The 26,619-nt window shown below is 46.5% G+C and carries 25 protein-coding genes; 12 read left to right on the top strand and 13 right to left on the bottom strand.

Features of this window, described 5'->3' with window-relative positions; translation table 11 throughout:
• The first annotated feature begins 21 nt into the window (after window positions 1–21).
• Genes LHL18_RS02610 through LHL18_RS02585 form a run of 6 tightly spaced genes read left to right on the top strand, consistent with a single transcriptional unit; the run spans window position 22 to window position 4,991 of the window.
• Window positions 22–792: a DUF3450 domain-containing protein gene (locus LHL18_RS02610; protein ID WP_134054279.1), complete on the top strand. Its 771-nt coding sequence runs from the start codon at window positions 22–24 to the stop codon at window positions 790–792.
• A gap of 6 nt (window positions 793–798) precedes the next feature.
• Complete coding sequence (locus LHL18_RS02605) at window positions 799–2,166, top strand: MotA/TolQ/ExbB proton channel family protein (RefSeq protein ID WP_134054281.1); 1,368 nt, start codon at window positions 799–801, stop codon at window positions 2,164–2,166.
• Window positions 2,166–2,693: a MotA/TolQ/ExbB proton channel family protein gene (locus LHL18_RS02600; protein WP_134054283.1), complete on the top strand. Its 528-nt coding sequence runs from the start codon at window positions 2,166–2,168 to the stop codon at window positions 2,691–2,693. The genes LHL18_RS02605 and LHL18_RS02600 overlap by 1 nt, the downstream gene beginning before the upstream one ends.
• Window positions 2,694–2,705: 12 nt before the next feature.
• Window positions 2,706–3,110, top strand: coding sequence for an ExbD/TolR family protein (locus LHL18_RS02595; RefSeq protein ID WP_134054285.1), 405 nt, complete (start codon window positions 2,706–2,708; stop codon window positions 3,108–3,110).
• Between the two features lie 2 nt (window positions 3,111–3,112).
• Window positions 3,113–3,730 (top strand): energy transducer TonB, encoded by a 618-nt coding sequence (locus LHL18_RS02590; RefSeq protein ID WP_134054287.1) that lies wholly within the window; start codon window positions 3,113–3,115, stop codon window positions 3,728–3,730.
• A gap of 1 nt (window position 3,731) precedes the next feature.
• On the top strand, window positions 3,732–4,991 hold the full coding sequence (locus LHL18_RS02585) for a tetratricopeptide repeat protein (protein WP_134054289.1): 1,260 nt from the start codon (window positions 3,732–3,734) through the stop codon (window positions 4,989–4,991).
• Window positions 4,992–5,061: 70 nt separating this feature from the next.
• Here the strand turns inward: LHL18_RS02585 and prsR are convergent, their stop codons facing one another.
• Window positions 5,062–6,417: a PEP-CTERM-box response regulator transcription factor gene (gene prsR / locus LHL18_RS02580; protein WP_226765642.1), complete on the bottom strand. Its 1,356-nt coding sequence runs from the start codon at window positions 6,415–6,417 to the stop codon at window positions 5,062–5,064.
• A gap of 149 nt (window positions 6,418–6,566) precedes the next feature.
• Here prsR and LHL18_RS02575 point away from each other — a divergent pair, with 149 nt between their 5' ends.
• Complete coding sequence (locus tag LHL18_RS02575; protein ID WP_226765641.1) at window positions 6,567–7,430, top strand: patatin-like phospholipase family protein; 864 nt, start codon at window positions 6,567–6,569, stop codon at window positions 7,428–7,430.
• A gap of 18 nt (window positions 7,431–7,448) precedes the next feature.
• On the opposite strand, the gene LHL18_RS02570 is transcribed toward LHL18_RS02575, so the two are convergent.
• Window positions 7,449–8,495, bottom strand: a complete 1,047-nt coding sequence (locus LHL18_RS02570) for a Leu/Phe/Val dehydrogenase (RefSeq protein ID WP_226765640.1) — start codon at window positions 8,493–8,495, stop codon at window positions 7,449–7,451.
• 235 nt (window positions 8,496–8,730) lie between these two features.
• On the opposite strand from LHL18_RS02570, the gene LHL18_RS02565 reads away from it, so the two are divergent.
• On the top strand, window positions 8,731–9,174 hold the full coding sequence (locus LHL18_RS02565; protein ID WP_226765639.1) for a DUF4826 family protein: 444 nt from the start codon (window positions 8,731–8,733) through the stop codon (window positions 9,172–9,174).
• A 54-nt stretch (window positions 9,175–9,228) separates the two neighbouring features.
• On the opposite strand, the gene LHL18_RS02560 is transcribed toward LHL18_RS02565, so the two are convergent.
• The 6 genes from LHL18_RS02560 to LHL18_RS02535 form a co-directional block, all read right to left on the bottom strand.
• The gene (locus tag LHL18_RS02560; protein ID WP_226765638.1) at window positions 9,229–10,383 is read right to left on the bottom strand and encodes a cupin domain-containing protein; all 1,155 of its coding nucleotides are present in this window, start codon (window positions 10,381–10,383) and stop codon (window positions 9,229–9,231) included.
• Between the two features lie 52 nt (window positions 10,384–10,435).
• Complete coding sequence (purB, locus tag LHL18_RS02555) at window positions 10,436–11,806, bottom strand: adenylosuccinate lyase (protein ID WP_226765637.1); 1,371 nt, start codon at window positions 11,804–11,806, stop codon at window positions 10,436–10,438.
• 8 nt (window positions 11,807–11,814) lie between these two features.
• Window positions 11,815–12,453 (bottom strand): high frequency lysogenization protein HflD, encoded by a 639-nt coding sequence (gene hflD, locus LHL18_RS02550; protein ID WP_226765636.1) that lies wholly within the window; start codon window positions 12,451–12,453, stop codon window positions 11,815–11,817.
• A 2-nt stretch (window positions 12,454–12,455) separates the two neighbouring features.
• On the bottom strand, window positions 12,456–13,568 hold the full coding sequence (mnmA, locus tag LHL18_RS02545) for a tRNA 2-thiouridine(34) synthase MnmA (protein WP_226765635.1): 1,113 nt from the start codon (window positions 13,566–13,568) through the stop codon (window positions 12,456–12,458).
• A gap of 70 nt (window positions 13,569–13,638) precedes the next feature.
• Window positions 13,639–14,094 carry an NUDIX domain-containing protein gene (locus tag LHL18_RS02540; protein WP_226765634.1) on the bottom strand — a complete coding sequence of 152 codons (456 nt, stop codon included), beginning with the start codon at window positions 14,092–14,094 and terminating at the stop codon, window positions 13,639–13,641.
• Window positions 14,095–14,108: 14 nt separating this feature from the next.
• Window positions 14,109–14,705, bottom strand: coding sequence for a pseudouridine synthase (locus LHL18_RS02535; protein ID WP_226765633.1), 597 nt, complete (start codon window positions 14,703–14,705; stop codon window positions 14,109–14,111).
• Window positions 14,706–14,993: 288 nt separating this feature from the next.
• On the opposite strand from LHL18_RS02535, the gene LHL18_RS02530 reads away from it, so the two are divergent.
• The gene (locus LHL18_RS02530) at window positions 14,994–17,222 is read left to right on the top strand and encodes an NADP-dependent isocitrate dehydrogenase (protein ID WP_226765632.1); all 2,229 of its coding nucleotides are present in this window, start codon (window positions 14,994–14,996) and stop codon (window positions 17,220–17,222) included.
• Between the two features lie 94 nt (window positions 17,223–17,316).
• On the opposite strand, the gene cspD is transcribed toward LHL18_RS02530, so the two are convergent.
• Window positions 17,317–17,535 carry a cold shock domain-containing protein CspD gene (cspD, locus tag LHL18_RS02525; RefSeq protein ID WP_008218396.1) on the bottom strand — a complete coding sequence of 73 codons (219 nt, stop codon included), beginning with the start codon at window positions 17,533–17,535 and terminating at the stop codon, window positions 17,317–17,319.
• Window positions 17,536–17,724: 189 nt separating this feature from the next.
• Here cspD and clpS point away from each other — a divergent pair, with 189 nt between their 5' ends.
• Entirely contained in the window at window positions 17,725–18,045 is a 321-nt protein-coding gene (gene clpS / locus LHL18_RS02520; RefSeq protein ID WP_134054309.1) for an ATP-dependent Clp protease adapter ClpS, read from the top strand.
• A 54-nt stretch (window positions 18,046–18,099) separates the two neighbouring features.
• Complete coding sequence (clpA, locus tag LHL18_RS02515; protein ID WP_226765631.1) at window positions 18,100–20,367, top strand: ATP-dependent Clp protease ATP-binding subunit ClpA; 2,268 nt, start codon at window positions 18,100–18,102, stop codon at window positions 20,365–20,367.
• A 67-nt stretch (window positions 20,368–20,434) separates the two neighbouring features.
• On the opposite strand, the gene infA is transcribed toward clpA, so the two are convergent.
• The 4 genes from infA to trxB form a co-directional block, all read right to left on the bottom strand.
• Window positions 20,435–20,653 (bottom strand): translation initiation factor IF-1, encoded by a 219-nt coding sequence (infA, locus tag LHL18_RS02510; protein ID WP_008610216.1) that lies wholly within the window; start codon window positions 20,651–20,653, stop codon window positions 20,435–20,437.
• Window positions 20,654–20,746: 93 nt separating this feature from the next.
• The gene (locus LHL18_RS02505; protein ID WP_226765630.1) at window positions 20,747–21,448 is read right to left on the bottom strand and encodes an arginyltransferase; all 702 of its coding nucleotides are present in this window, start codon (window positions 21,446–21,448) and stop codon (window positions 20,747–20,749) included.
• On the bottom strand, window positions 21,441–22,163 hold the full coding sequence (gene aat, locus LHL18_RS02500; protein WP_226765629.1) for a leucyl/phenylalanyl-tRNA--protein transferase: 723 nt from the start codon (window positions 22,161–22,163) through the stop codon (window positions 21,441–21,443). The genes LHL18_RS02505 and aat overlap by 8 nt, the downstream gene beginning before the upstream one ends.
• 5 nt (window positions 22,164–22,168) lie before the next feature.
• Window positions 22,169–23,125, bottom strand: coding sequence for a thioredoxin-disulfide reductase (gene trxB / locus LHL18_RS02495; protein WP_226765628.1), 957 nt, complete (start codon window positions 23,123–23,125; stop codon window positions 22,169–22,171).
• Window positions 23,126–23,339: 214 nt separating this feature from the next.
• On the opposite strand from trxB, the gene LHL18_RS02490 reads away from it, so the two are divergent.
• Complete coding sequence (locus LHL18_RS02490) at window positions 23,340–26,567, top strand: sensor histidine kinase (RefSeq protein WP_226765627.1); 3,228 nt, start codon at window positions 23,340–23,342, stop codon at window positions 26,565–26,567.
• Window positions 26,568–26,619: the final 52 nt, after the last annotated feature.

The following is a 26,619-nucleotide window of genomic DNA, read 5'->3' as shown; positions in this document are numbered from 1 at the left end:
AGCAATAATTGGTTGGGAACTATGTTTAACAATAAAATTCGCAAGAGTCTTGTTGCAACAGCTCTGGCCGGTACTTTCGCCCTGTCGGCGAATGTTCTGGCAACAGACTTAAAAGCTTTGCATCAGGAAGGCAGTCAAATTCAACGCGCAGCAGTGCAGTCTCAGGAGAAGATTAACAACATTTATGAACAGTCTCAGGAGCTGCTGGGCGAATATCGTCAGGTGGTAGACCAGACTGAAAACTTAAAAGTTTATAATGATTTCTTAGCCACTCTGGTTGCTGATCAACAGCGTCAAATCAATTCAATTCAGCGTCAAATCAATGGTCTGGAAGATACCCGTAAAGGTACAGTACCACTGATGTTCCGTATGATCGACGCGCTGGAGCAGTTTGTAAAAGCTGATATTCCTTTGCGTACCGAGCGTCGTCTGGAACGCGTAGAAAAACTGCGTGAACTGATGGGCCGTTCAGATGTTCAGTTATCTGAGCAATACCGTCAAATCCTGGAAGCTTACAGCATCGAAGTCGATTACGGCTCAGTAGTAGATGCATTCCAAGGCACACTGCAGTTAAACGGTCAGGAAATCACAGTAGATTTCGTACATGTTGGCCGTCTGGCGTTAATGGCACTGTCACTGGATGGAAACTCTGGCTGGGTGTGGAACAAAGAGACCTCAAGCTGGGAAGAGTTGCCAGGTTCATACCTGACATCAGTCTCTCAGTTTATCAAGATGGCTCGTCGTGAAGCCACGCTTGAAATGGATCGCGTACCACTTATCGCAGCGGAGTAAGAACACATGAAAAAGACATTTAAGACAATGTTAATTGCCGCAGCGGTAACTCTGTCCGCTGGTGTTGCTTTTAACGCAGCTGCTGACACTCAGAAGCTGGATCAGTTGTTAGAACAACTGAAAAAAGAACGTACAATTGAAGGCCGTGCTAACCAAGAGCGTGAGCGTGCGTTTCTGGCAGAGCGTGCTGACAAGCAAGCGCTGTTAAACACCGCTAAGAAGCAGTTCACTGATGAAGAGAACCGTGGCAAGCGTTTACAGAAAGAATATGCTGATAACGATATTCTGATCGGTCAGAAGCAGCAGGAACTGGAAAGTGCTTTAGGTACTATGGGCGAGCTGTTCGGTGTTGTTCGCCAGGCAGCTAACCAGTCAATCGGTGATATCACTGGTTCTATCATCAGTGCTCAATATCCGGGCCGTGACGTACCACTGCGTTCAGTTGCATCAGCAACTGAATTACCAACTCTGGCAGAAATGGAAGAGTTGTGGATGGCGTTGCTGACTGAAATGACTGAGTCAGGCAAAGTTGCTCAGTTTGACGCTGAAGTCGTTAAGCTGGATGGCGGTGTTGAAACTAAACGCGTAACACGTTTTGGTTCTTTCCACCTGACAACTGATACTGAATACCTGGTTCTGAACCGTGATACTGATCAGATCCAACCTCTGGGTCGTCAGCCACAGTCTAAAATTCATGATTCTGTAGCGGCATACCATAACGCCAGCAAAGGTGAAATTACCGGTATTTATGTTGACCCGACTAAAGGCAACAGCTTACTGCGTCTGAACCAGCAGCGTTCAACTCTGTTTGAATACTATCAGGCTGGTGGTGAAGTAGGTTATATCATCACTGCGGTGTTCTTTATTGGTTTGCTGATTGCACTTGAGCGTATCATCGTTCTGTCTGCTGTTGGTGCTAAGATCCGTGCTCAGCTGAAAAACCTGGCGAACCCGTCTGATAACAACCCACTGGGCCGTATCTTACGCGTTTACCATGAGAACAAAACTGCTGATGCAGAAAACCTTGAACTGAAACTGGACGAAGCGATTCTGCGTGAAACGCCAAAAGTTGAACGTGGTGTTGGCCTGATCAAACTGTTCTCAGCGGTTGCTCCGTTACTGGGTCTGTTAGGTACTGTTATCGGTATGATCCTGACATTCCAGCAAATTACTTTATACGGAACAGGTGACCCGAAACTGATGGCAGGCTCAATCTCTCTGGCGTTGGTAACAACTGCTCAGGGTCTGGTTGCGGCGATTCCATTACTGTTTGTTCACTCAATTGTTTCATCAAAAGCGAAATCTATTTTACACGTATTAGATGAACAGGCTGCCGGCATTATCGCTGCGCACGCGGAGCAGGAGAAAGCCTAATGATACTCCAGCTAGTAGAGCTGTGGGAATCTGTTCAGGATTTTATCCATACCGGTGGCAACGTACTTTACGTTGTCGCCCTGGTACTCTTCATCATGTGGTTTCTGATGATAGAGCGGTTTTGGTTTCTTAAGGCAGAATATCCAAAGTTAAAACGAGATATTATCGCCCGTTGGGATGCCAGAGCTGATACCACATCATGGTATGCACATAAGATCCGTGATTGCTGGATTTCCGAGGCTTCAGATAAATTAGACCAGCGTATGCTGCTTATTAAAACCTTGGTTGCACTGTGTCCACTGGTTGGATTGTTGGGAACGGTAACCGGTATGATAGCTGTGTTTGACATTATGGCGACACAGGGTACCGGCAACCCAAGAACCATGGCAACAGGTATCTCTATGGCGACTATCCCGACAATGTCAGGTTTGGTTGCAGCGATATCAGGTGTATTTTTCAGTGCGCGGTTAGACGTACAGGTTAAGCGGGAAAAAGCTGCTTTAGCCGATAGTTTACCGCATCATTAAAGAGAGTTTTTTATGGCACGCAAACGTATTCGCGAAGCTGAAACGGCGGAGATTGATATCACGCCAATGATGGATATCGTATTCATCATGCTGATCTTCTTTATCGTAACCACATCTTTCGTAAAGGAAGCCGGTATCGATGTAAATAAACCTGAAGCTGCTCAGGCTCAAAAGAAACCAAGCGCCACTATCTTTATCGCTATCCGTGCTAACGGTGAGATTTGGATGGACAAGCGCCCGGTTGATGTTGAGCGGGTTTCGGCTAACATTGAACGGCTTAGAGCTGAGTCACCGACGGACACCATTATTGTGCAGGCTGATAAAGAAGCGAAGCACGGTATTGTGATGGAAGTAATGGATCAGATTAAAGCGGCTGACCCTTCACTGGTGATTAGTATAGCCGGGGAGACTAAGTAATTATGGTACGTTTCCTGACATCGTTAATAATCGGTGGGGTGGTAACGTTTCTGTTGTTTTTAATGATGGCTACTTTGCTGCAATCCAGTGGAAAGCGCGAGGTAAAAGAGCAAGAGCGTATTGTTATTGAAATTAACACTACGCCGCCAGACTCAGAAACACAGACGCGGCGGCCACCACCACCGCCACCACCGCCGCCACCGGCTCAGCCGCCTAAAGCGCCGCAGCCTGAACCTGATACAGCTAATGCTGCAGGTGCCATTGGCTTTAATATGCCAGGGTTGAACTTAGGTTCGAGTGGTGCTGGTTTGGGTGATCCATCAAGCATGATGCGTGATGGTGATGCAACGCCAATCGTTCGGATTGAGCCACGCTATCCGGTTCAGGCAGCACGTGATGGCTTACAAGGTTGGGTTAAACTGCGTTTTAGTATTATGGAAGATGGTAGCGTTGACGAAGTTGAGGTGATTGAAGCTGAACCTCGTCGCGTGTTCGACCGTGAAGCTATTCGTGCTCTGCGCCGTTGGAAGTACAGCCCTAAAGTGGTTGACGGCAAACCAATGAAGCAGACAGGCCAGCAGGTTCAACTTGATTTCACTTTAGATATGGCTGGAGGTTAAGATGTTGAAGCTTAAAAAACTTACCTCGGCATTGGTAATTGCAACTGCGCTTACTGTGACAGCAACCTCTGTGACTGCAGCTGTACAACCTAATATGGCTAAAGTTGAAGAGCGTAAAGCGCGTAAAACCCAGATAGTGGGTGAACGTGTAGGTAAAACGCTGGTTAAAGCTTTCGATTTGTACAACGAAGAGAAGCTTGATGAAGCCATTGCAGTTTTACTGGATGTAAACTCAAACAACGAGTTTGATACAGCCACGCTTAACCGCTTTCTAGGTAACCTGTACGCAACTAAAGACGAAAAGCAGGCTATTAAATATCTGACGCTGGCTGTTAAGCCGGACGTGCTGACATTTAATGATCAGGCGCTGTCTATGAAGTTGCTGGCAGATATGCTGCTGCAGGATAAACAATACCAAAAAGCCATTAAAGCGTATGAAGACTGGATTATGTTCACTGGTGAACAAAATTCAGACGCCTATATGCGTATAGCTAATGCGTATTACCTGATGAATCAGCATGATAAGGTTATCGCGCCGGCTGACGATGCAATTCGTTTTTCGCCTAAGCCGACGGAAGGGCCTTATCAGCTGAAAATGGCTGCACTGTATGAGCTGAAGCGTTACAAAGATCTGGTTGCTGTGGTTGAAACCATGGTGCAGTTATTCCCAGAGAATAAGCAGTTCTGGGTATACCTGGGTAACTTCTATACACTGACGGAAGAGTATTCCAAGTCATTGTCTACGTTACAGCTGGCATACTCGCAAGGCTATCTGGAGAAAGACTCTGAAGTAAGGATGTTGGCACAGATGTATGCCAATAATAACATTCCTTACAAAGCAGCGACGACGATGGAAAAGCACATGAAGAGCGGATTGGTCAAAAAAGACAAAAACAATCTGAACTTCATTGCCTCTAACTATCAAACTGCGCGTGAGTTCTTAAAAGCTGCAGAGTACTACGGTGAGTTAGCTAAGATGACAAACGACGCTGATGCTTATCGTCGTCAGGGTTCTTCTTACCTCGCTATTCAGCGTTACAACGAAGCCATTGCTGCATTTGATAAAGCATTGTCAATGAATGTTGATAAGCCTTCAGGTGTTTATATGAGTCTGGTAGATGCGTATTTCTATCAGAAGAAGTATAAAGAAGCCTATGCTGCGTTGATGAATGCTAAAAAGGATCCTGCTATGTCACGTCAGGTGCGTAGTTGGGAGTCTTACATCAAAGACAAAGCCAAGCAGAAAGGCGTTAGCCTGTAATAAAAAAACCCACTTCGGTGGGTTTTTTTATATTGCCAGTTTAAAACTGCTTTTGCACAGCAAAGCAAAGTTAGCTTTCAGTCTCGGTATTACGTAAGTCGTGTAAGCGGTATTTATCAATTAGCGCATACAGCGTGGGTCGTGTTATACCTAAAGTGTCTGCAGTTTTAGATAAATTTCCCGCTGCCAATGTGTAAGCATGCCTAATAGCCTGCGTCTCTGCCAGCTCTCTTACCTTGCGTAAGGTATCAATTTTGGTGTGTTGTACCGCAAGAGCCAGATCTTCTACAGTGATATATTTACTGTCTGCCAGGATCACTGCCGATTTAAGTTTGTTTTGCAGTTCGCGAATGTTACCAGGCCAGGCATATTGCAACATCGCTTGCATCGCAGACTCGGTAAAGCCCTGCACCTGAGTATTAAACTCCAGGTTAAATTTATTCAACAGCGCTTTAGCTATCACAACAATGTCGTGACCACGCTGGCGCAACGGTGGGATCAGCAGCGTTATTTCGCTTATTCTGTAGTATAAATCTTCCCTGAAGCTCTGTTCTGCTACCATTTCGGCCAGGTTACGGTGAGTTGCACAGATAACCCGAACATCTACTTCGATTTCCTGTCTGCCACCGACACGTTCTATTACCCGTTCTTGTAAAAATCGTAGCATTTTTGCTTGCAAGCTAAGCGGCATATCGCCAATTTCATCCAGCAGTAAAGTACCACCATTTGCACATTCTATTTTACCAAGCGTAGTTTTATTGGCTCCGGTGAATGCCCCTTTTTCGTAGCCGAACAGTTCGCTTTCCAGCAGGTTTTCCGGAATAGATGCGCAGTTTATAGCGACAAATGGTTTATTGACTCTTGGACTTTGGCGGTGAATTGCGCGGGCAAACACTTCTTTACCTGTACCACTTTCGCCTAACAACAAGGTGGTGATTTCAGTTGGGGCAATTTTCTCAACGGTACGGCATGCTTTTAAAATCGCCTCACTGTTGCCGATAATATCATTGTTGCCAAGATTGGCGCTTTTGAGCGCACGGTTTTCAGTTTCAAGCTCGCTTATTTTAAATGCACGGGCAAGAATGATACTGAGTACTTCTGGATCTACCGGTTTTTGGTAGTAATCGTATGCGCCAAGTGCGATGGCCTTTAATGCATGTTCTGTATCAGTATTGCCTGTGATAACAATGATTTTGCAGTTGGGTTTTAACGCCAGTATATCATTCAGGCAGGCGAGGCCTTCGCTGGCATTAGCCGGATCTGGCGGCAGCCCTAAATCAAGGGTAACAACTTCTGGTTCATAGCGGCGCAGCTGAGTTAGCGCGGACGCTCTGTCTTGTGCGAAGACGAGTTCGTAATCAGACAGGCTCCATTTAAGCTGTTTCTGAATGCCGATATCATCTTCTATGATTAATATAGTCTTCATCTAACGATCCTTGTCAATCCTACTTCGAACTGAATAGTTTAATAGAAGCGTACAGCTAAGGGTAGTCAATTAGCCATTAACTTGTCTGGTATACGGCAGAATTTATCCCATACTAACAAAGAATTTATCAGTTTAAGGATAAAGCTGGAATGCAAGCCAAAAGCAATACCGCGATAGTACCCATCTTTTCCGGAGGCGGAACCCGGCTCAGCTGTTACATAGGAATTTTGCAGGCTTTGATTGATATGGGGTTTTCTTTTCGTCATCTGGTCGGTGTTTCCGGCGGTAGTATAGTGGCTGCGCTCTATGCATCTGGCTGGAGCCTGGCTGAAATTAAAGCCATAGCACTAAGCACAGACTTCAGGCAGTTCTGGAGTTTTTCGATGACATCTTTGTTGCGAAGCGGGGGATTGTGCAACGGCAATAAACTAGAGAGTTGGTTAGACAAGCAATTAAAAGGTATTACTTTTGCGCAATTGGATTATGACTTACATGTGCTGGCAACAGATATAAATGGTGGGGGACCTGTCGTGTTTAACCGTACTTTGACCCCGCGGCTTAAAGTATCAAAAGCTGTGCGCTTTTCCATGTCGATACCATTGTTTTTTTCATTCCAGGAGTTTGAGAATCATATTATGACAGACGGCGTTATTCTGTCCGAGGATGCGCTGCACCATGACTGGTCGGGGCTTGGCTTGCCTTTGATATGTTTCCGTTTAAAAAGCGACAGCGAAGCAAAGCCCTTGCAGCCTGCGCGCTATTTTCCCTTACTTTCATACATTTATATGTTGATTAGAACCTTTATGAGTGCTGTTTCACGAGAGTACGTACACGCGGAATACTGGCACAATACAGTCGTGGTAAATACCGGAGAGGTGTCATCAGTCGATTTTGCGTTGAGCACGCTGCAGAAGCAGCAGCTATACAATATAGGCTATGAAACTGCCATAGCCATAGTACCAATGAAGCTAGCTGAGTTTTTTAAAGAAAACGGACAAAGCCACAGCAACTAGTGGCTTTGTCCTGCTGAACTATTGTGTTTTACCGCGACGGATTATTTCCTGTGCCATCAGATCTGCTACAACACTGGTTGGTTGATTATCCGCGTCTGCACGCTCAAAAATATTAATCAGAGTGTCATAGATAGCCATTACCTTGGCTGTAGACTCTTGTTCAGAGTAGCCTTCAGGGCGCATTTCGAATGCAACGTTTATAATGCCACCGGCATTGATAACATAATCTGGGGCATACAGAATGCCTTTCTGACGCAGGATCTCACCATGTCGTGCTTGCTGTAACTGGTTATTAGCACAACCAGCGACGATGCGTGCTTTTAGCTGAGGAATCGTTTCATCACTTAAAGTGGCGCCCAGTGCGCATGGTGCATATACGTCAGCATCTACTGCATAAATGGCATCCAGTTCTACCGCTGTGGCGCCAAATAGTGTTACAGCTCGTTGTACGGCTTCCTTATTAATGTCGGTTACAACCAGTCTGGCGCCTTCTTTATGCAAGTGTTCACACAAATAGAAACCAACACTCCCCAGGCCCTGAACGGCAATAGTTTTGCCTTCCAGACTATCTGAACCGAATTTATGCTTAGCCGCAGCTTTTATACCCCGGTAAGTGCCAAGAGCTGTGAAAGGGGCTGGGTTGCCGCTTTTACCTTCCAAACCTGCTACAAAAGACGTTTCTTTGTTGACAATCATAATGTCGCCGGTCGTGATATTTACATCTTCTGCGCTGTAGTAGCTGCCAGACAAACGATGAACCATGCGGCCAAAAGCACGGAATAAGGCTTCTGATTTTATTTTCTTGGCGTCACCGATAATAACCGATTTACCACCACCCAAAGGTAAACCTGCCATAGCATTTTTATAGGTCATTCCGCGGGACAGCCGAAGGACATCGTTTAGCGCGGCTTCATCTGAAGCATAATCCCATAATCTGCAACCTCCTACCGCAGGGCCAAGCGCAGTGCTGTGAACTGCGATAATGGCTTTTAAGCCTGTTTCAGCGTCTGCGCAGAACACAACTTGCTCATGACTATCGAACTCAGAATGATTAAATACGGCCACGACTGATTTCTCCGTTTAAATACTGCTGGTAATTGCAGCAGGTGATCGGGTTGACTGCCAGTAAAAGGCAGCAATTTTGCGCGGCGAAATGTAGCATTTCAGACTGCATTACACCAGAAGACTGAATAAAATTACCCTGGTCTGTCCAGTGGATTGTCGACAATTTAGCGCAACACTTGATTGTTGCCGACGAGTCCCCTAGAGTATTGCGAAAATTTACGCAGGAAATAACGACATGAGTGAGCAGTGGACTCAGGAACAAATTGCCCAGGCAGAAAAAGCACGCACAGAATGGGTACGCGAACAGTTTCAAAAAGCAAATCAGTATTTGGCAGGTAAAGGAATATTGCCGGACAATGTTGCCGTGTCTGAGAGCCGGTATTTACCGCCTTACTTTGCTGTCTGGAAATTAAATACTAAAGAAAAACAATCATATTGGGTAATCAGTGGTGATTTGCCAACAGATCATATTGCTGTTTCTGCTGCGAGTAATGCGCGCGAAGCCGTACGGGCATTTTCACTGCATTGGCAATTAAAAGCACAACAGATCGCAGATTCCGGCTTGCAGGATAAAACACAGCACGACTTTGCTAATTTACTGGTAAAGCGGGCACATAATTTGTACGACATGTTTAATAAAGATGAGCTTTGGCAGATGGAATCAGCCGGTGAGGTGTAATTTTTCGTTTACATAAAACAAAAAACCGCACAGAGTGCGGTTTTTTTGGTCATTTTATTCGCTGAAATACCAATAGCCTTGATTAATAAGATTAGTAAGCAGCATAGTCCGCTCTACACTTTGGCAAAAGTGCAGGTTGTGCTCTGATGCCAATTCTGTGTAATCACACAATAGCTTTGCGGTTGCCAGTTCGTCAGGCGGTAAGGTGATCTGATCGCCATTAATAAAAAGTGCGATGTTAGCGGCGGCATTGTCCTGGAAATAACAGCAACGCAGTCCTCCGGTGCGGCTTAACACAGAACCTTCTTCAATATATTCGGCTATCTCTTCTGCTGAGTAATGTGGGTCGGGTTCATTTAAATCCAACTCATGTTTAGCCCGTGTTATAAGGCTACCAAACCAGTTTGGCAGCATGGAATCATCTTCAACCAGTTCTTGCATCAGTTGACGTACTTTCTGCAGATCTGTTTTCTCTATTGCACCTACAGAGACAGACGCCTGACGGGCCGGGTCCGTAAAACGTTTGCCGGTGACATCATGGTCGATAAGATAGTCTGCCAGACCGGTCAGCAAGTCTTTCTGTGCCGGCGCTCTGAAACCCACTGAATAATTCAGGCTGTTTTCCAGGCTAATGCCGTCATGCGGACATCCCGGCGGAATATACAGTATGTCACCAGGTTCGGTAATAACGTCAATGCAGGCGTTAAAAGGGCTAACCTGTAACAGCCGCGGGTGAGGGCAGAGTTGTTGTAAAGAGGGATCTGGCATGCCGACTCGCCAATGCCGCCTGCCTTCACCCTGAATAATAAAAACATCATATTGATCAAGATGTGGCCCCACGCCGCCGCCCGGGGTAGAAAAGCTTACCATCAGGTCATCTATACGCCAGTTTGGAATAAATCGAAACGGATCTATTAGCCTGGCTGCCATTGGGTGCCAGTGGTCAACGGCTTGCACCAGCAGGGTCCAGTTTTTCTCTCCTAGCTGGCTAAAATCATCGAATGGGCCGGTTTGCATGTCCCATTGCTGCCCTTCGCAACTGACAATCCGTGATTCAATTTCTTCGTCCTGTGCCAGCCCGGCCAGTTCATCTGCACTTAACGGATCGGCGAAGTTTTTAAAACCGTTTTTGATCAGTAGCGGTACTTTCTGCCAATAGTTGTTAAGAAAGTCAGATACACTAAGTTCAGCCAGATTCAATTGATACATATGTCTTTCCTGAGAAAAAAGGCGCTGATGTCAGCGCCTTATGTTTTGTCAGCTACTGTAAGGAGTCAGTAATTTCTATTGCCGCGCCAATGTAGCTTGCTGGTGTCAGCTGTTTAAGCTGTACTTTGACGTCGGCTGGTAATTCCAGTTTATCGATAAACAGGTGTAAATCGGCCTGATTAATCCGCTTGCCGCGGGTAAGTTCTTTCAGTTTTTCATAGGGTTGTTCTATACCGTATTTGCGCATAACGGTTTGTACCGGCTCTGCCAGTAATTCCCAGTTGGCATCCAGTTCAGCGCGCAGGTTAGCCTCATTTACTTCCAGTTTACTGATACCTTTGAGCGTCGCTTGGTAAGCGATAAGTGTATAACCAAAGCCCATGCCTAAATTACGCAGTACTGTTGAATCTGTTAAGTCACGCTGCCAACGCGAAACCGGTAGCTTTGCGGATAAGTGGTTAAACAAGGCGTTAGCAATACCCAGGTTACCTTCAGAGTTTTCAAAATCTATCGGGTTAACTTTGTGCGGCATTGTTGAAGAGCCGATTTCACCTGCGATAGTGCGTTGTTTAAAATGGCCAAGCGCAATATAACCCCAGATATCACGGTCAAAATCGAGCAGCACTGTGTTGAAGCGGGCGACAGCGTCGAACAGCTCAGCAATATAGTCGTGCGGTTCAATTTGAGTTGTGAAAGCGTTCCAACTCAGCCCCAGACTGGTGACAAACTGCTCCGATAACTGATGCCAGTTAAGTTGTGGGTAGGCTGACAAATGTGCATTGTAGTTACCTACGGCACCGTTTAATTTGCCCAGAATATTTACCGCTGCGATCTGATCGCGCTGACGTTTTAAACGAATATATACGTTAGCCATTTCCTTGCCCATAGTGGTAGGAGAGGCTGGTTGGCCATGCGTACGTGCCATCATTGGCACAGTGCGGTGCTCGTTGGCCAACTGTTTTATTGCATCTAGCAACGCATCACATTGTGGCAGTAATACTTTTTCGCGCGCTTCCGATAGCATCAGGCCATGAGAAAGGTTATTGATATCTTCTGAAGTGCAGGCAAAGTGAATAAACTCGCTGATTGCAGATAGCTCGCTATTTGCTGCTACCTTTTCTTTCAGCAGGTATTCTACGGCTTTAACATCGTGATTGGTGGTGCGTTCAATTTCTTTAACCCGCTCGGCGTCAGCTAAACTAAAATTGTCGACAATATCATCAAGTATCTGGTTAGCTTGTACTGATAATGGCGGCACTTCAGCAATGCCTGTGGTTGCTGCCAGCGTTTGCAACCAGCGAACTTCTACCATCACCCGGTATTTAATTAAACCGAACTCACTGAAATAATTCCGTAAATCCACAGTTTTGCTGCCATAACGTCCGTCAACGGGGGATATAGCGGTTAGGGCGTTCAGTTGCATACAGGCTCCTATAAACTTGATGAGGGTAGTTGCGCAAGCATTTGTTTTGCCTGTGCCACCAACTTACGACGTTTAAAAATAAAGTTAAGGCGACTGCCTCCGGCCTGACGCCATAGCACAGCAGAGCGGATTGCAGCAAGCAACAGCGCCCGTACTTTATGTTGTACGGACTGTTGCTTTAATAATTCAGGTTGACCATATATCTGGATCCGACCGCCAAGGCTGCTGATACAGGTCGAATAGATGTCTGCCAGACTTGCCAGCATATTGTCGTCGGTAACCGCAAAGTGTTGCAGCTGACGTTGCAGATGTTGCAGTTTGTCGCCAAGCTGTTTCAAATTGCCCGCGCTTTTATGCAGCCGCCGCTCAAGTGCCAGAACGCCCACGATATAACGGGTAAGCTCAACATCTTTCTGTGGTTTGTCGCCAAGTTGGTCTACTATTAGCTTTAAACCTGTGGCCAGGTTTGCCGTATCGTCGCCATATATCGATAACGGCTGTTCAGCATCAATAACCGCTACACTATTCAACATGACCTGCAACGCTGCTTTGTCCTGCTCGGTGCTGCGGGCGACCTGTTGTACCAGTTTTAACGCCTGGCACAAGCCTGCAAGCGCAATAATTTGTGTGGATAAAGATTCTTGCATAATCAGTTCAGTGCCACATCGATAATTCCACCACCAAGGCAGACTTCATCCAGATAAAATACTGCAGATTGCCCCGGCGTTACGGCTTTTTGCGGTGTATCAAAAATAACTTCAACACTACTGTCTGCGTTAATATGTAATGTGCAGGGTATGTCTGTCTGACGGTAGCGGGTTTTAACCGAGCAGCGCAGCGTGGTTTGAGGCCCAACTCTGTCAGTCCAATGTAACTGATTGGCAATGAGCCCACGCGATAGCAAACTCGGATGGTCATGGCCCTGTGCTACGATGAGCTGGTTATCGGTCAGATTTTTACCTACCACGTACCAGGGTTCGTCACCGCCATCACGTAAGCCGCCAATACCAAGGCCTTTACGCTGCCCAAGAGTGTGGTACATCAGGCCCTCATGGCGGCCAATAATATCGCCATCTACTGTGACGATATCTCCTGGCTGAGCAGGCAGATACTGCTGTAAAAAGTCTTTAAATTTGCGCTCGCCGATAAAACAGATGCCGGTACTGTCTTTCTTATCGTGGGTAATAAGGCCTTGCTGCTCGGCAATCGCGCGTACAGCCGGTTTTTCCAGCTCACCTACGGGAAACAGTGTTTGGGCAACGTGTTCTTCGCCAATGGTATACAGAAAATAACTTTGGTCTTTATTGTTGTCCAAACCACGCAGTAGCTGCCAGTGGCCATCTTGGTAACGGCGGCGGACATAATGTCCGGTCGCGATGTAATCTGCACCTAGTGCTTCTGCTGCGAACTCAAGAAATGCTTTAAACTTAATTTCTTTATTGCACATAATATCCGGGTTTGGAGTACGGCCAGCTTTGTACTCTGCCAGAAAATATTCAAATACATTATCCCAGTATTCTGCGGCGAAATTTACTTTGTGTAGCACTATGCCTAGTTTGTCGCATACTGCCTGGGCATCACGCATGTCTTCAGCTGCGGCACAATATTCGTCATTGTCATCTTCTTCCCAGTTTTTCATGAAAAGGCCTTCAACCTGATATCCCTGTTGTAATAACAGGTAGGCTGACACTGACGAATCAACACCACCGGACATACCGACGATGACTTTTTTACTGCTGTTGGCAGACAGATTATCTGGCATAACACCCGCGCTTTAGAAGGAGCAAAAAATCAAGGCGCGGATTATACATCAAATTTGTTTGCTGCGCATGTTATCGCGTTGGTTGGATTAGCGTTAGCGGTATCCGCACGCCCTGGCGGTAAGCTGATATCGCATCACTTACAAGCTGGCTGCGAAGTGGTAGCGTAGTAGCAGATAACTGATGGCTATCGTACCAGTGCAGGGCCAGAATATCGCTATCCTGTGGCTGATAGTAAGAGGGAAGTTTGTCTGGCTCGAATATAAAGTTCAGCCGCACGTAACGATGACCGTTAGCGGCTTTTAACTGCGAGATACCTAACCACGCGCTGGGCTCAAGCTGCAATCCGGTTTCTTCATACAGCTCTCTTTTTACTGCGCTGAGTAAGTCTTCATCCTGCTCTACATGGCCGGCGGGCTGGTTTAATACCCGCCTACCAGTTTGTTTATCAATTTCTTCAACCAGTAAAAATTTCTGCTCAAAGTGTACTATTGCTGCCACTGTTAAGTGCAACTGCTCCCGGCTCATTTGTCTGTACATCCTTATGTCAGTGGGTGAACCTGATATTGCCCGGGACGCAGGTCGCCCAGTGCCCAATTACCGATTTGTACCCTGATCAGCCGCAACGTAGGGTAACCAACTGCGGCCGTCATCCGTCTTACCTGACGGTTACGGCCTTCTGTTATGGTTAGACTGATCCAACTGGTCGGGATATCCACACGCTGTCTGATAGGCGGGGTACGCGGCCAGATATCTGGCTCGGCAAGATGTTCAGCCCGGGCTGGCAATGTCAAGCCATCCTTTAATTCAACCCCCTTCGTCAATTGCGCAAGCGCTGTGTCGCTTATCAGCCCTTCCACCTGAACCCAGTATGTTTTGCTCATTTTATGTTTAGGGTCGCTTATCAGGTGCTGTGTTTTGCCACAGTTGGTCAGTAGGAGTAAACCTTCGCTGTCCCGGTCAAGTCTGCCTGCCGCGTAGACGTCGGCTATAGGCAGGTAATCGGCTAAGGTAGCACGTGCGGGAGTGCTGTTATCAGTAAACTGACACAATACATCGTAGGGTTTGTTGAACAACACTAATGTTGGATTGTCGACCTTGGTCGCATTGCGTTTTTTCGCATATGGATTATTTTGCACTTTCTGTCTGCTCTTTGCAGGTTTAACTGTCTTTTTGTCTTTGAAATTCATAGCATCGGGTCATATTTCGAGCTGTTAAGCCAGGTTAAAAGGTCAGCCTGAAAAGACGTTATTTACCGTAACGCATGCAACACGCTGGAGCAGGCAGCTGCCTATTTTATTGAATGTCATGCTGCTATACTACCGCCGCTTTGCAACAAATGCGTTTAAAACATCAACATCGCCCGGATGAAGGTGCGAACTGGCCCGTTTAAGCCAGCTGATCGCGAACACATTACAGGAACTAACATGTCAAAAGATATTGCAAAAATCATTTACACCGAAACCGATGAAGCGCCAGCGCTGGCTACATATTCTTTATTGCCTATCGTTCAGGCTTTCTCAGCCGCCGCAGGTATAGCAGTTGAAACGCGTGACATATCGCTCTCTGGTCGGATTATTGCGCTTTTCCCTGAATTTTTAACTGCCGAGCAGCGTATCGCTGATGCACTGGCTGAACTGGGTGAAATGGCCAGTCGTCCTGATGCAAACATCATTAAGCTGCCTAATATCAGCGCATCTATTCCTCAGTTAAAAGCGGCGATTAAAGAATTACAGCAACAGGGTTACGCACTGCCAGAATATCCTGCTGAGCCAAAAGATGATAAAGAGCGCGATATCAAAGCTCGCTACGACAAAATTAAAGGCAGTGCGGTCAACCCGGTACTGCGTGAAGGTAACTCAGATCGCCGCGCACCGGCGTCTGTTAAACAATATGCGAAGAAGAATCCCCACAGCATGGGAGCCTGGTCTGCCAGTTCTAAATCCCATGTTGCGCATATGCAAAGTGGTGACTTTTATGGCAGTGAGCAGTCAGCTACCTTTGCCGCGGCAGATAGCCTGAAAATTCAACACTTGAACACTGATGGCTCGGTAAAAGTGTTGAAAGACAAGGTGGCAGTGCTCGAAGGTGAAGTTGTTGATGCCGCCACCATGAGTAAAAAAGCATTGCGCGCCTTTTATCAGCATGAAATAGCCGACGCTAATCAGCAAGATGTATTACTGTCTTTACATTTAAAAGCGACAATGATGAAAGTGTCTGACCCTATTATGTTTGGTCATGCTGTGCTGGAGTTTTTCCAACCAGTGTTTGAAAAACATGCAGCGTTGTTTGCTGAGTTGGGTGTTGACGTTAACAATGGCGCCGGTGATATGTTTGCCAAAGTAGCGACATTACCGCAAGCTAAACAGGATGCTGTTCTGGCAGATATCAAAGCGTGCTATGCGGCACGGCCTGCTCTGGCGATGGTCAATTCTGATAAAGGTATCACTAACCTTCATGTGCCAAGCGACGTTATTATTGATGCGTCTATGCCGGCTATGATCAGAAGTTCAGGCCAAATGTGGGGACCTGATGGCAAGTTAAAAGATACCAAGGCGATGATCCCTGATCGCTGCTATGCCGGTGTGTATCAGGAAACAATCGACTTCTGTAAGAAAAATGGTGCTTTTGACCCGCGCACTATGGGCTCAGTGCCTAACGTTGGCCTTATGGCACAAAAAGCAGAAGAGTATGGTTCACACGACAAGACATTTGAAATTGCAGCTGATGGCAAGGTTCAGGTTCTGAACAGCAAAGGTGAGGTTGTATTTGAGCATGTGGTTGAGCAAGGTGATATCTGGCGAATGTGTCAGGTCAAAGATGCGCCAATCCGTGACTGGGTAAAACTGGCTGTTAACCGTGCGCGTTTAAGCAACACACCAGCAGTTTTCTGGCTGGACAGTGCCAGGGCGCATGATTCACAGCTTATCGCTAAGGTACAAACGTACTTAAAAGAACACGATACTGACGGGCTTGATATTCAGGTTCTTGCCCCGGTTGAAGCAACACGCCTGACGTTACAACGTATGAAAGACGGGCTGGACACTATATCGGTCACCGGTAACGTACTGCGTGATTACCTGACAGATTTGTTTCCAATTTTGGAGCTGGGTACCAGCGCGAAGATGTTATCCATCGTTCCACTGATGAATGGCGGCGGTTTATTTGAAACCGGAGCCGGCGGTTCTGCACCAAAGCATGTAGAACAATTTATTGAAGAAAATTACCTGCGCTGGGATTCGCTGGGTGAATTCCTGGCTCTTGCTGCATCATTGGAGCATTTAAGTCAGGTAACGGGTAATGATAAAGCGAAAGTGCTTGCTGACGCGCTGGATGCAGCCACAGCGAAGTTCCTGGATAACGATAAATCACCGCGCCGTAAGCTGGGCGAACTGGATAACCGTGGTAGCCATTTCTACCTGGCTCTGTATTGGGCCGAAGCATTAGCTGCTCAGACGAGTGATACAGAATTACAAGCCCGCTTTGCGAAACTGTCAGCTGTGCTGCAGCAACAGGAAAGCACTATCGTTTCTGAGCTGAATGGCGCTCAGGGTAAGGCGGTTGATATTGGCGGATACTACCGTCCGAATCCTGAACTTGCCTCCAAAGCGATGCGGCCTAGCCAAACGTTCAATCAGGCATTGGCTAACGCATAGCGAAATAAAGCGTAAAGAAAAAGCAGGCTTATAGCCTGCTTTTTTTGCCGTCGTTCCTGGTAACACTAAGCCTGCATTACGCTCAGCGAATATTTTACTCTGTCAAATCACCTGGCACTTTAATATTCACAGCGTGTAAGCCTTTGGGGCCCTCAGACAAGTCAAATTCCACATCTTGTCCGGCTTTTAGCGTACGGTAGCCATCCATGCTAATGGTTGAATAATGAGCAAAGATATCTTCATCACGGCCATCTTCACGAATAAATCCAAATCCTTTGGCATTATTGAACCATTTTACTTTACCGGTAGCCATACAACTTACTTCCTTCTCTAAGTTAGCTAAATTCTGTATTCTAGTCTCAATAGCGGGATTGTTGTTGATCCCAACAACTAATGTAGATAATTTGAGCAGACAGTCAAGTTATTTGCAAAATTAAACTAAAAATTTACCAAAAATTAACTTTTAACCCTTTGATGGAATACACAGGCGTGGCTATAGTTTATGAGCGGCAATAAAGATAGTAACGAACAGTTCGGTGATTTAGAAGAGTTAACCCGGCAACGGGTTGCTCCGCCTCCGATGTATAAAGTGGTACTGCATAACGATGATTACACTCCAATGGACTTTGTCATCGATGTTTTGAGCCGTTTTTTTAACATGCAGTATGAGCAGGCGACAGAAGTAATGTTAAAAGTGCATTATGAAGGAAAGGGGATCTGTGGAATTTTTACAGCAGAAATAGCAGAAACTAAGGTGCAACAGGTGATGCAGTATGCAAAAGAGCACCAGCACCCGCTGCTATGCACTATGGAACGCGCATAAGGTAAGCCTTTGCATGATTCTGGTGTCGTTACTCAGGTGGATTAGGAGTGGTATATGTTGAATAAAGATCTTGAGTTAACTCTGAATTTGGCTTTCAGGTTTGCGCGTGAACGTCGTCACGAATACATGACGGTGGAACATTTGTTGTTAGCATTGCTGGATAATCCTGCAGCAGGTGAGGCCTTGCGCTCTTGCGGTGCTAATATCGAGAAGTTGCGCCAGGAGCTTTCCAGTTTTATTGATTCTACTACGCCCGTATTACCTGACGGTGAAATGGAGCGGGATACTCAGCCAACACTTGGTTTCCAGCGCGTATTGCAACGGGCCGTATTTCATGTGCAGTCGTCGGGTAAAGCTGAAGTAACGGGTGCAAATGTGCTGGTTGCTATTTTTAGCGAGCAGGAATCCCAGGCCGTTTATTTGTTGAAGAAAATCGATATTACCCGTCTGGATGTTGTTAATTTTATTTCTCACGGCGTCACTAAAACTGAAAAGCTGGAACAGCATGACGAGCATGTGCAGGAGGACGGTGCTGAACAGGTAACGGATGACAGCAAATACCTGGAGAATTTTACTGCCAATCTTAACGTGCAGGCTAAAAATGGCCAGATTGACCCTTTGATTGGTCGTGAGCACGAGGTTGAGAGGGCGATTCAGGTACTATGCCGGCGCAAAAAGAATAATCCTCTGTTGGTAGGTGAAGCTGGCGTAGGGAAAACAGCTATTGCCGAAGGCTTAGCGTATCGTATCGTGCACAAAGCCGTTCCTGAGGTTATTGCCGATGCGACCATTTACTCTCTGGACATGGGCGCTTTACTGGCTGGTACGAAATATCGTGGAGATTTTGAAAAGCGGCTGAAATCATTGCTTAAAGAATTAGAGCGTGAAAAAGACGCTATCTTATTTATCGATGAAATACACACTGTAATAGGTGCCGGAGCAGCGTCTGGTGGCGTGATGGATGCCAGCAACCTGATAAAACCGCTACTATCCAGTGGACGTTTACGGTGTATGGGGTCTACCACTTACCAGGAATTTAAGAGCATTTTTGAAAAAGATACTGCGCTTGTGCGACGTTTTCAGAAAATCGATGTTGCTGAGCCCAGCGTAGATGACACTACCCGCATACTGCTGGGATTAAAGGAGCGCTACGAACAGCATCATAATGTCCGTTATACCCAGAAGGCAATTCGTGCCGCTGCTGAATTGTCTGCCAAATATATTAATGAGCGACACTTGCCTGACAAAGCAATAGATGTCATCGATGAGGCCGGAGCCAGTCAGCGATTGCTGCCATCTTCGAAGCGGCGCAAGGTTATTAATGTGCCAGAGATAGAACATGTGATTGCAAAAATGGCCCGGATCCCGGAAAAGTCAGTGTCGGCGTCCGACAAAGATGTATTAGCAAACCTTGACCGTAACCTGAAGTTGGTTGTGTTCGGTCAGGACGAACCTATCGAAGTGCTTACTGCCGCTATCCGTCTGTCACGTTCAGGATTGGGGAATGAAGAAAAGCCGATAGGTAATTTCTTGTTTGCAGGTCCGACCGGCGTGGGCAAAACAGAAGTAACTAAGCAACTGGCGAAAGCGCTGGGTGTAGAGTTGTTGCGTTTTGATATGTCTGAATATATGGAACGCCATGCGATCAGCCGTTTAATCGGTGCGCCGCCGGGTTATGTTGGTTTTGAGCAGGGCGGATTATTAACCGATGCTGTGTCTAAACATCCGTACTCAGTGGTATTACTGGATGAAATAGAAAAAGCCCACAGCGACATCTATAACATTCTGTTGCAGGTTATGGATCACGGCACTCTAACCGATAATAATGGCCGCAAGATTGATTTTCGCAATGTGGTATTGGTTATGACCACAAATGCTGGTGTACAGGAGACGATTCGTAAGTCAATCGGCTTCAAACAGCAGGATCATAGCCATGATGCATTATCGGAAATAAATCGCACCTTCAGCCCTGAATTCAGAAACCGGCTTGATGGTATTATATGGTTCAAGCACCTTGAATCTGACATTATTCTGCAGATAGTCGACAAATTTATCTGTGATCTGCAAGTGCAGCTGGATAAGAAACAGGTATCTATGGAACTAAGTTCTGCTGCTCGGCAGTGGCTGGCGCAAAAAGGGTATGATCATGCAATGGGGGCTCGGCCAATGGCGCGGGTGATCCAGGAGCAGCTGAAGAAACCACTGGCTAATGAAATATTGTTTGGCCGCCTGCTACAGGGTGGCGATGTCAAAGTGGAACTTGTAAATGACCAATTGCAATTTGACTATCATACTCAGGCTGAAGCTGCACTGACAGATTAACAGGCCGCTATTAAAGCATTAAACCCGGCAATTTAGCCGGGTTTAGCGTCAGATCCTAAATCTTTACTTAGCGCTGACGGAACACAATACGACCTTTTGTTAAGTCGTATGGCGTTAGCTCTACGGTTACCTTGTCGCCGGTTAAAATACGGATATAGTTTTTACGCATTTTACCTGAAATATGAGCGATAACGACATGGCCGTTTTCCAGTTCAACTTTGAACATGGTATTTGGCAGGGTATCCAAAATGGTACCTTGCATTTCAATTACGTCTTCCTTCGCCATTCAGCGTACTTGCCTCTTAAAATTGGGTGAACCATAAAAAACTGCGCAGATTGTGCCGAAATCGCCGGCATAAGTAAAGCGACAAGCGCTTTTTTAGCCAAATGAGCACCATTCTCCGTTGATAAAACGTTGTTGCGGTAAAAAACCGGCTTTATAAGCCATCTTCTGGCAGCGATCAATTTGATATCCCAGATACAGCCATTGCTTGTTGTCGCGTGCAGCACATTGCAGAAGGTACAGAATTGCCAGGATCCCCGGAGAAAAGCTACCTGCACTGCGGTGAAAAAATGTGTAAACAGCCGAATAGGCATCTTTTGTTTCATCTACAACTGTCACTGCAACCAGCTGTTGCTGGTAATACTGCTCCAGAAAGTGAACTTTTAACCACGAACACTGCATCATCGCATTTAACTGATCCCGGGAAGGCGGGTACATACTGCCATCACGATGCTTGTGATTAATGTAATCAGAAAATAATGGAAAATAATCAACGGATGGAGCCGCAGTCAGTTGATAACGCCACTCTTTGTTGTTGGCCCTGTTAAGTATACGGCGTTGGCTGCGGCTGTATTTAACTGCGGCAGGGTTAATGCGAACTGACTGACAAGCTTTGCATGCAGCACAATAAGGTGTGTAGACCTGATCGCCGCTACGGCGAAAATTCAGTTGCAACAACTGCTGATATAAAACGGCATCGACAGGTTGTTCTGGCAATAAAAATACCAATTGCTCCTGTTGCTTTGGCAGATAACTGCATTGGGAAGCAGCTGTAAGACCAAATTTCAGTTCATGCATCAGCTATATCCTGCGCGATGGTGCCTGCTTGCCAGTGTGATTTGACAACAGTTTTATCCTTTAACTGTTTTAGCAAGCTGATATATTCTTCGCGGGGGATGGATTGTACGCCCATCTGCTGCAGAAATGGGTTTGGCAGCTGACAATCTATCCAGCCTTCAGCTACTGCTTTTAAATGCTGTTGCAGCACGACTAAGGCGATTTTTGCTGCATCCGGTAAAAAATTAAACATAGACTCGCCACAAAACAGCTGGCCAATCATCACACCATATAAACCGCCGACCAGCTTGTTATGCTGCCAGACCTCAATACTGTGAGCAAAACCAAGATGGTGCAGTTGCAAATAGGCCTGCTGCATCTGAGGCAGTATCCAGGTACCCGGTTGCCTGGCTCTGGGTGCGGCACAATGCCTTGTCACTTCCGCAAAAGCAGTATTGACGCTGAAGTGCAGCTTGTAGCGTCTTATCTGCTTTCTAAGTGTACGGTTTAAAGTTAGCGTATCCGGTGGAAAAACAGCTCGTACAGATGGGCTCCACCATAGCATGGGGTCGCCTTCACTAAACCAGGGGAAAATACCGTTTGAATATGCGCTGATAAGACGGGCGGTTGATAAGTCTCCGCCCATTGCCAATAAACCATCCGGCTCAGTCAGGGCATGATGCAACTCAGGAAAGCTGACATCATGCGCATCTAACTCTGGCAGGTATATGGTCAAAATGGTTACTTGTTTAAAGCGTCCAGATAACGTTCAGCGTCAAGTGCGGCCATACAGCCTGTCCCTGCTGACGTAATAGCCTGGCGATATATATGGTCTGACACATCCCCGGCAGCGAACACACCCGGTATGCTGGTTTGGGTTGCGTTACCTTCAGTTCCACTGTGCACTTTCAGGTAACCACCGTTCATATCCAGCTGGCCTTTAAAGATATCGGTATTAGGTTGATGACCGATAGCGATGAATACGCCTTGCAGCGCAAGTTGTTCTTCGGCTTCACCTTTGGTTGATTTAAGGCGGACACCGGTAACGCCCATTTCGTCACCAAACACTTCATCCAGCTCACGGTGCGTATGTAATACGATGTTGCCGTTTGTTACTTTAGCCATCAGGCGATCAACCAGTATTTTTTCCGCTTTAAAGCTGTCACGGCGATGAACCAGGTGCACCTCTGCAGCAATATTGGATAGGTACAAGGCTTCTTCTACTGCGGTATTACCACCACCGACAACAGCGACTTTCTGGTTGCGGTAAAAAAATCCGTCACAGGTGGCACAGGCAGATACACCGCGGCCGCTGTATGCCTGCTCAGATGGTAAACCGAGATATTTTGCTGACGCGCCGGTACAAATAATCAGCGCATCACAGGTATAGGTGCCATTGTCACCTGTTAGAGTGAAGGGTTTTTGTTTAAGATCTACCGTATGGATATGGTCAAATACAATTTCGGTATTAAATGTTTCTGCATGTTCACGCATGCGATCCATCAACGCTGGCCCGGTTAATCCATGCGCATCACCCGGCCAGTTCTCGACTTCAGTTGTGGTTGTCAACTGACCACCTTGTTGCATACCAGTAATAAGTACTGGATTCAGGTTGGCGCGTGCAGCATAAACTGCCGCAGTATAACCAGCCGGACCTGAACCTAGAATAAGCAGGCGGCTGTGTTTGACATCAGACATGAATTTCTCCGAAAACAACTTAATTAAACCGGGTAATGGCGACGATTCTAAAAGAATGCAACCCTAAGCGAAAGTACCGCGGTATATTTAATGCTTTAGCGGCTGTAAAGCGATAATGGCTATGCTATGTTTAGGCAGCTAGGCATAGTCAGATATTACTCAATTCCAACGACTTTTTTATGACGAGGTTGTTTTGCTCTACCTGAAGATAAGGATGGTTTTCACGGTACGCTTTATTCTTTTACTGGTGTTTTGCACCTGTGTTAGCGCTGAAGAACGTTTTAACCGCCTTGGCGTTGACGACGGTCTGCCAAACGCTACCATTTACAGTGTTCAGCAGGACAAATCAGGGTATTTATGGCTGGGGTCAACCAACTCAGGTTTGTTGCGATTTGATGGTTATCGTTTTGACGAATTTGCGGTATTAACCGCAGCAGAGTTGCAGCAGAATCAGACACCTGATGTCGGAGCGGTGCTGATTGATAAGCATGACAATATTTGGGCGGGTACCTGGGGGCTGGGTCTATCAAGGCTCGATGCCGGAACGCAAACTTTGCATCGATATACTGAAGCCCATGGCCTGGCCGGTAATCAAATTCAGGCCTTGATGCTGGACGCTCAGCATCGTTTGTGGGTCGGAACCACTTCCGGTTTAAGCCGGATTAATGCTGATGATAGTATTGATAATGTTGGTAGTGGCACTGAACAGACTGCTCTTGCCGATCAGCGGATCTGGAGCCTGGCGCAGACAGACGATGGCACCGTTTGGATTGGAACATCGGCCGGGTTACACAGTTGGCGTGAAGATCGTGGTTTAGGCCCGGTTATTGAGCTGGTAAACGACGCAGACAGCCTGAGCAGAAAGAATGAGATCAGGGCTTTGGCCGTTTGGCAGAATAAGCTCTGGGTCGGCAGCCGGCAAGGTCTGTTTCGTTATGAACCCGAAGAGCAGCAATTTATCGCCCAGCCGCTTGCTCAGGCTGAACCGCTTGTTAATGTGTTATTTGCCGACAACAGTGAGCATCAGTTACTGATCGGCAGTTACAATGGTTTACACAGGCTAATACCTGCCTCTGTGGATATGATTGATGTCAAGCAACAGCTGTCACATGTTAACGTAAGAAGCATAATGCGGGACCGGTCAGGCGTATTGTGGCTCGGTTCACGCGAGAGCGGACTGTATCGTAATGTTGTCTCCAGCGAGGCTTTTTCTGATATCGGCAGTATCTCTCCCGGGCTGTCTGAACAAGAACCTTTCTCCGTAACAGCAATTTTAAAGCGACAAGATACAGTGTGGCTGGGCAGTACTGATGCACTTTATCGTATACAGCTCAGCGATGGTCAATTTACACGGCAGGCCCTTAATACCCGGGTTAATGCTATAGCTGCCGATAAAAGTGGTCAGGTTTATATTGCAACAGATACAGGCTTGTATCGTTTTACCGACGGCACTACAGAAAAAATAGACATGCCTTTTGATCTGACGAATGTATCAAACCGAAATGTACGTGATTTATATATCGATGCAACAGACACTTTATATCTGGGAATGTGGGGCGAAGGTGTTATAGCCTGGCAGCCAACAGAACATCGGGTGCAGCATTGGTTAGCAGAGTTGTCACAGACGTCGGTCGGTAATGCGGTACAGCAAGTGTTTGTCGGCACTGATCGCCAGCTATGGGTTGCAACCCGTTACAGCGGTTTATTTCAAATTGACCTACCCAGCGGAAAAATACAGCAATACAGCACAGCAGCAAACTCGGCAATAACGCTGCAACACAATAATGTGCAATGTGTCAGTGAACAGGCTGGCATACTTGCGATCTGCAGCAGAGACGGCCTGATACTCTATAATCGCATTACTACCGAACAGAAACTGCTGGGACGTGAAAACGGGTTGCCTTCTGAAATAGTGCTGGGGGTTTTGCAGCAAAAACAGCAACTCTGGGTTATGACGGCAAAAGGGCTGGCGCACCGGCTATCTGAGCAGCAACGCTTTTCTAACTATAATAGCCGGGATGGTATGGTCAGCACCGAACTTAATACCAATTCGGTTTATGCAGACGACAATCAAATACTCTTTGGCTCCATGGGGGGGCTGGTTGTTGTTGAACCTGAATTATTAAAAGCAAACGTTTATATACCGGGACCAACCTTGTCTGCAGTTGTTATTGATCATAAGGAACAGCAACTTAAACCACATGGTCAGCCTTGGGGCGTGATTAAGTTGTCACCTGAGAACCATACTGTTAATTTCGAATTCAGTGCTTTGGATTATCAGGATCCGCAGCGCAATCAGTTTCATTATAAATTGGAAGGTATCAACTCAGAATGGGTGCTCGCTGGAGCCAGAAACAGCGCATTCTATGCGAATTTACCGGTTGGCAGTTATCCGCTATTGCTGAAGGCATCTAACAATCATGGTGTTTTCAGTGAGCCCCGGGTTGTTGCTACACTGCAGATATTGCCGCATTGGTGGCAACAGAGTTGGGTACAGTACTCAGCTATTGCTATTGCCAGTTTATTTTTGTGGTTGATGCATATCTACCGGCTGAGGCATATCAGGCAGGTTAACCGCCTGCTGCAGTCTGCGGTCGACAGCAAAGCTAAAGCTCAACTGGTTTTGGAAACTCGTGTTGCCGAGCGCACCCGGGCGTTGGAGGAGAGCTCCGTGACATTGTCTCTGCGCACCAAGCAATTAGAGCGTAGTCTCGAAGAGCAAGCCCGGGTTAACAAAGAGTTAAAGCGTCTGGATAAACTAAAAGACGAATTCATTGCAACGGTAAGCCATGAACTCAGAACGCCTTTGACGGCTATTCGGGGTGCGGTAGGCTTATTGGCACAAAACGTAGTGACGCCGGGTAATCCGGTGTATAGCGAAATGCTGCATACTGCTCAGGCAAACAGTGAAAGATTGGCGCATCTGATTAATGATTTGCTCGATCTGCAGAAATTTGCTGCCGGTACTTTTACTTTAAGCATGAATAAGTTGGATTTATTGGAGTTGGCACATCAGGCAGTTCAGGTGATGCAGCCTTATGCCAAGCGGTTTCAGGTCGAATTGACTCTGGATGCCGTCAGCCCCGAAAGTTATAGCGTAAACGCTGATGCGTTACGCTTACGGCAGGTTATCGATAATCTGGTTTCTAACGCAATCAAGTTCTCACCTGCAGGGGCTATGGTGATTGTCCGTTTAAGCACTACAGATAAAGACGTGCTGCTTGAGGTCGAAGATCATGGTTGTGGTATTCCTGAGTTGTTTCAGTCTCATATCTTCGAAAAATTTTCCCAGGCAGATAGTTCAGATAGCAGAACCCGGGAGGGGACGGGGTTGGGGTTGGCAATCTGCAAAAAAATTATTGAAAATCATTATGGCGATATCGGTTTTACCTCAGCTGTGGGACAGGGCACTACTTTTTGGTTCAAACTGCAACGTGCCTGACAGTTAGCATTTCACATATTAACACCAGTAATTATTCGTTACCTTCACTTTG

It is taken from the genome of Rheinheimera aquimaris (assembly GCF_020531985.1).
Taxonomy (GTDB): Bacteria; Pseudomonadota; Gammaproteobacteria; order Enterobacterales; family Alteromonadaceae; genus Alishewanella; species Alishewanella aquimaris.
Note: the sequence above shows the minus strand (reverse complement) of the source record. Positions and strands in the feature narration are given on the sequence as shown.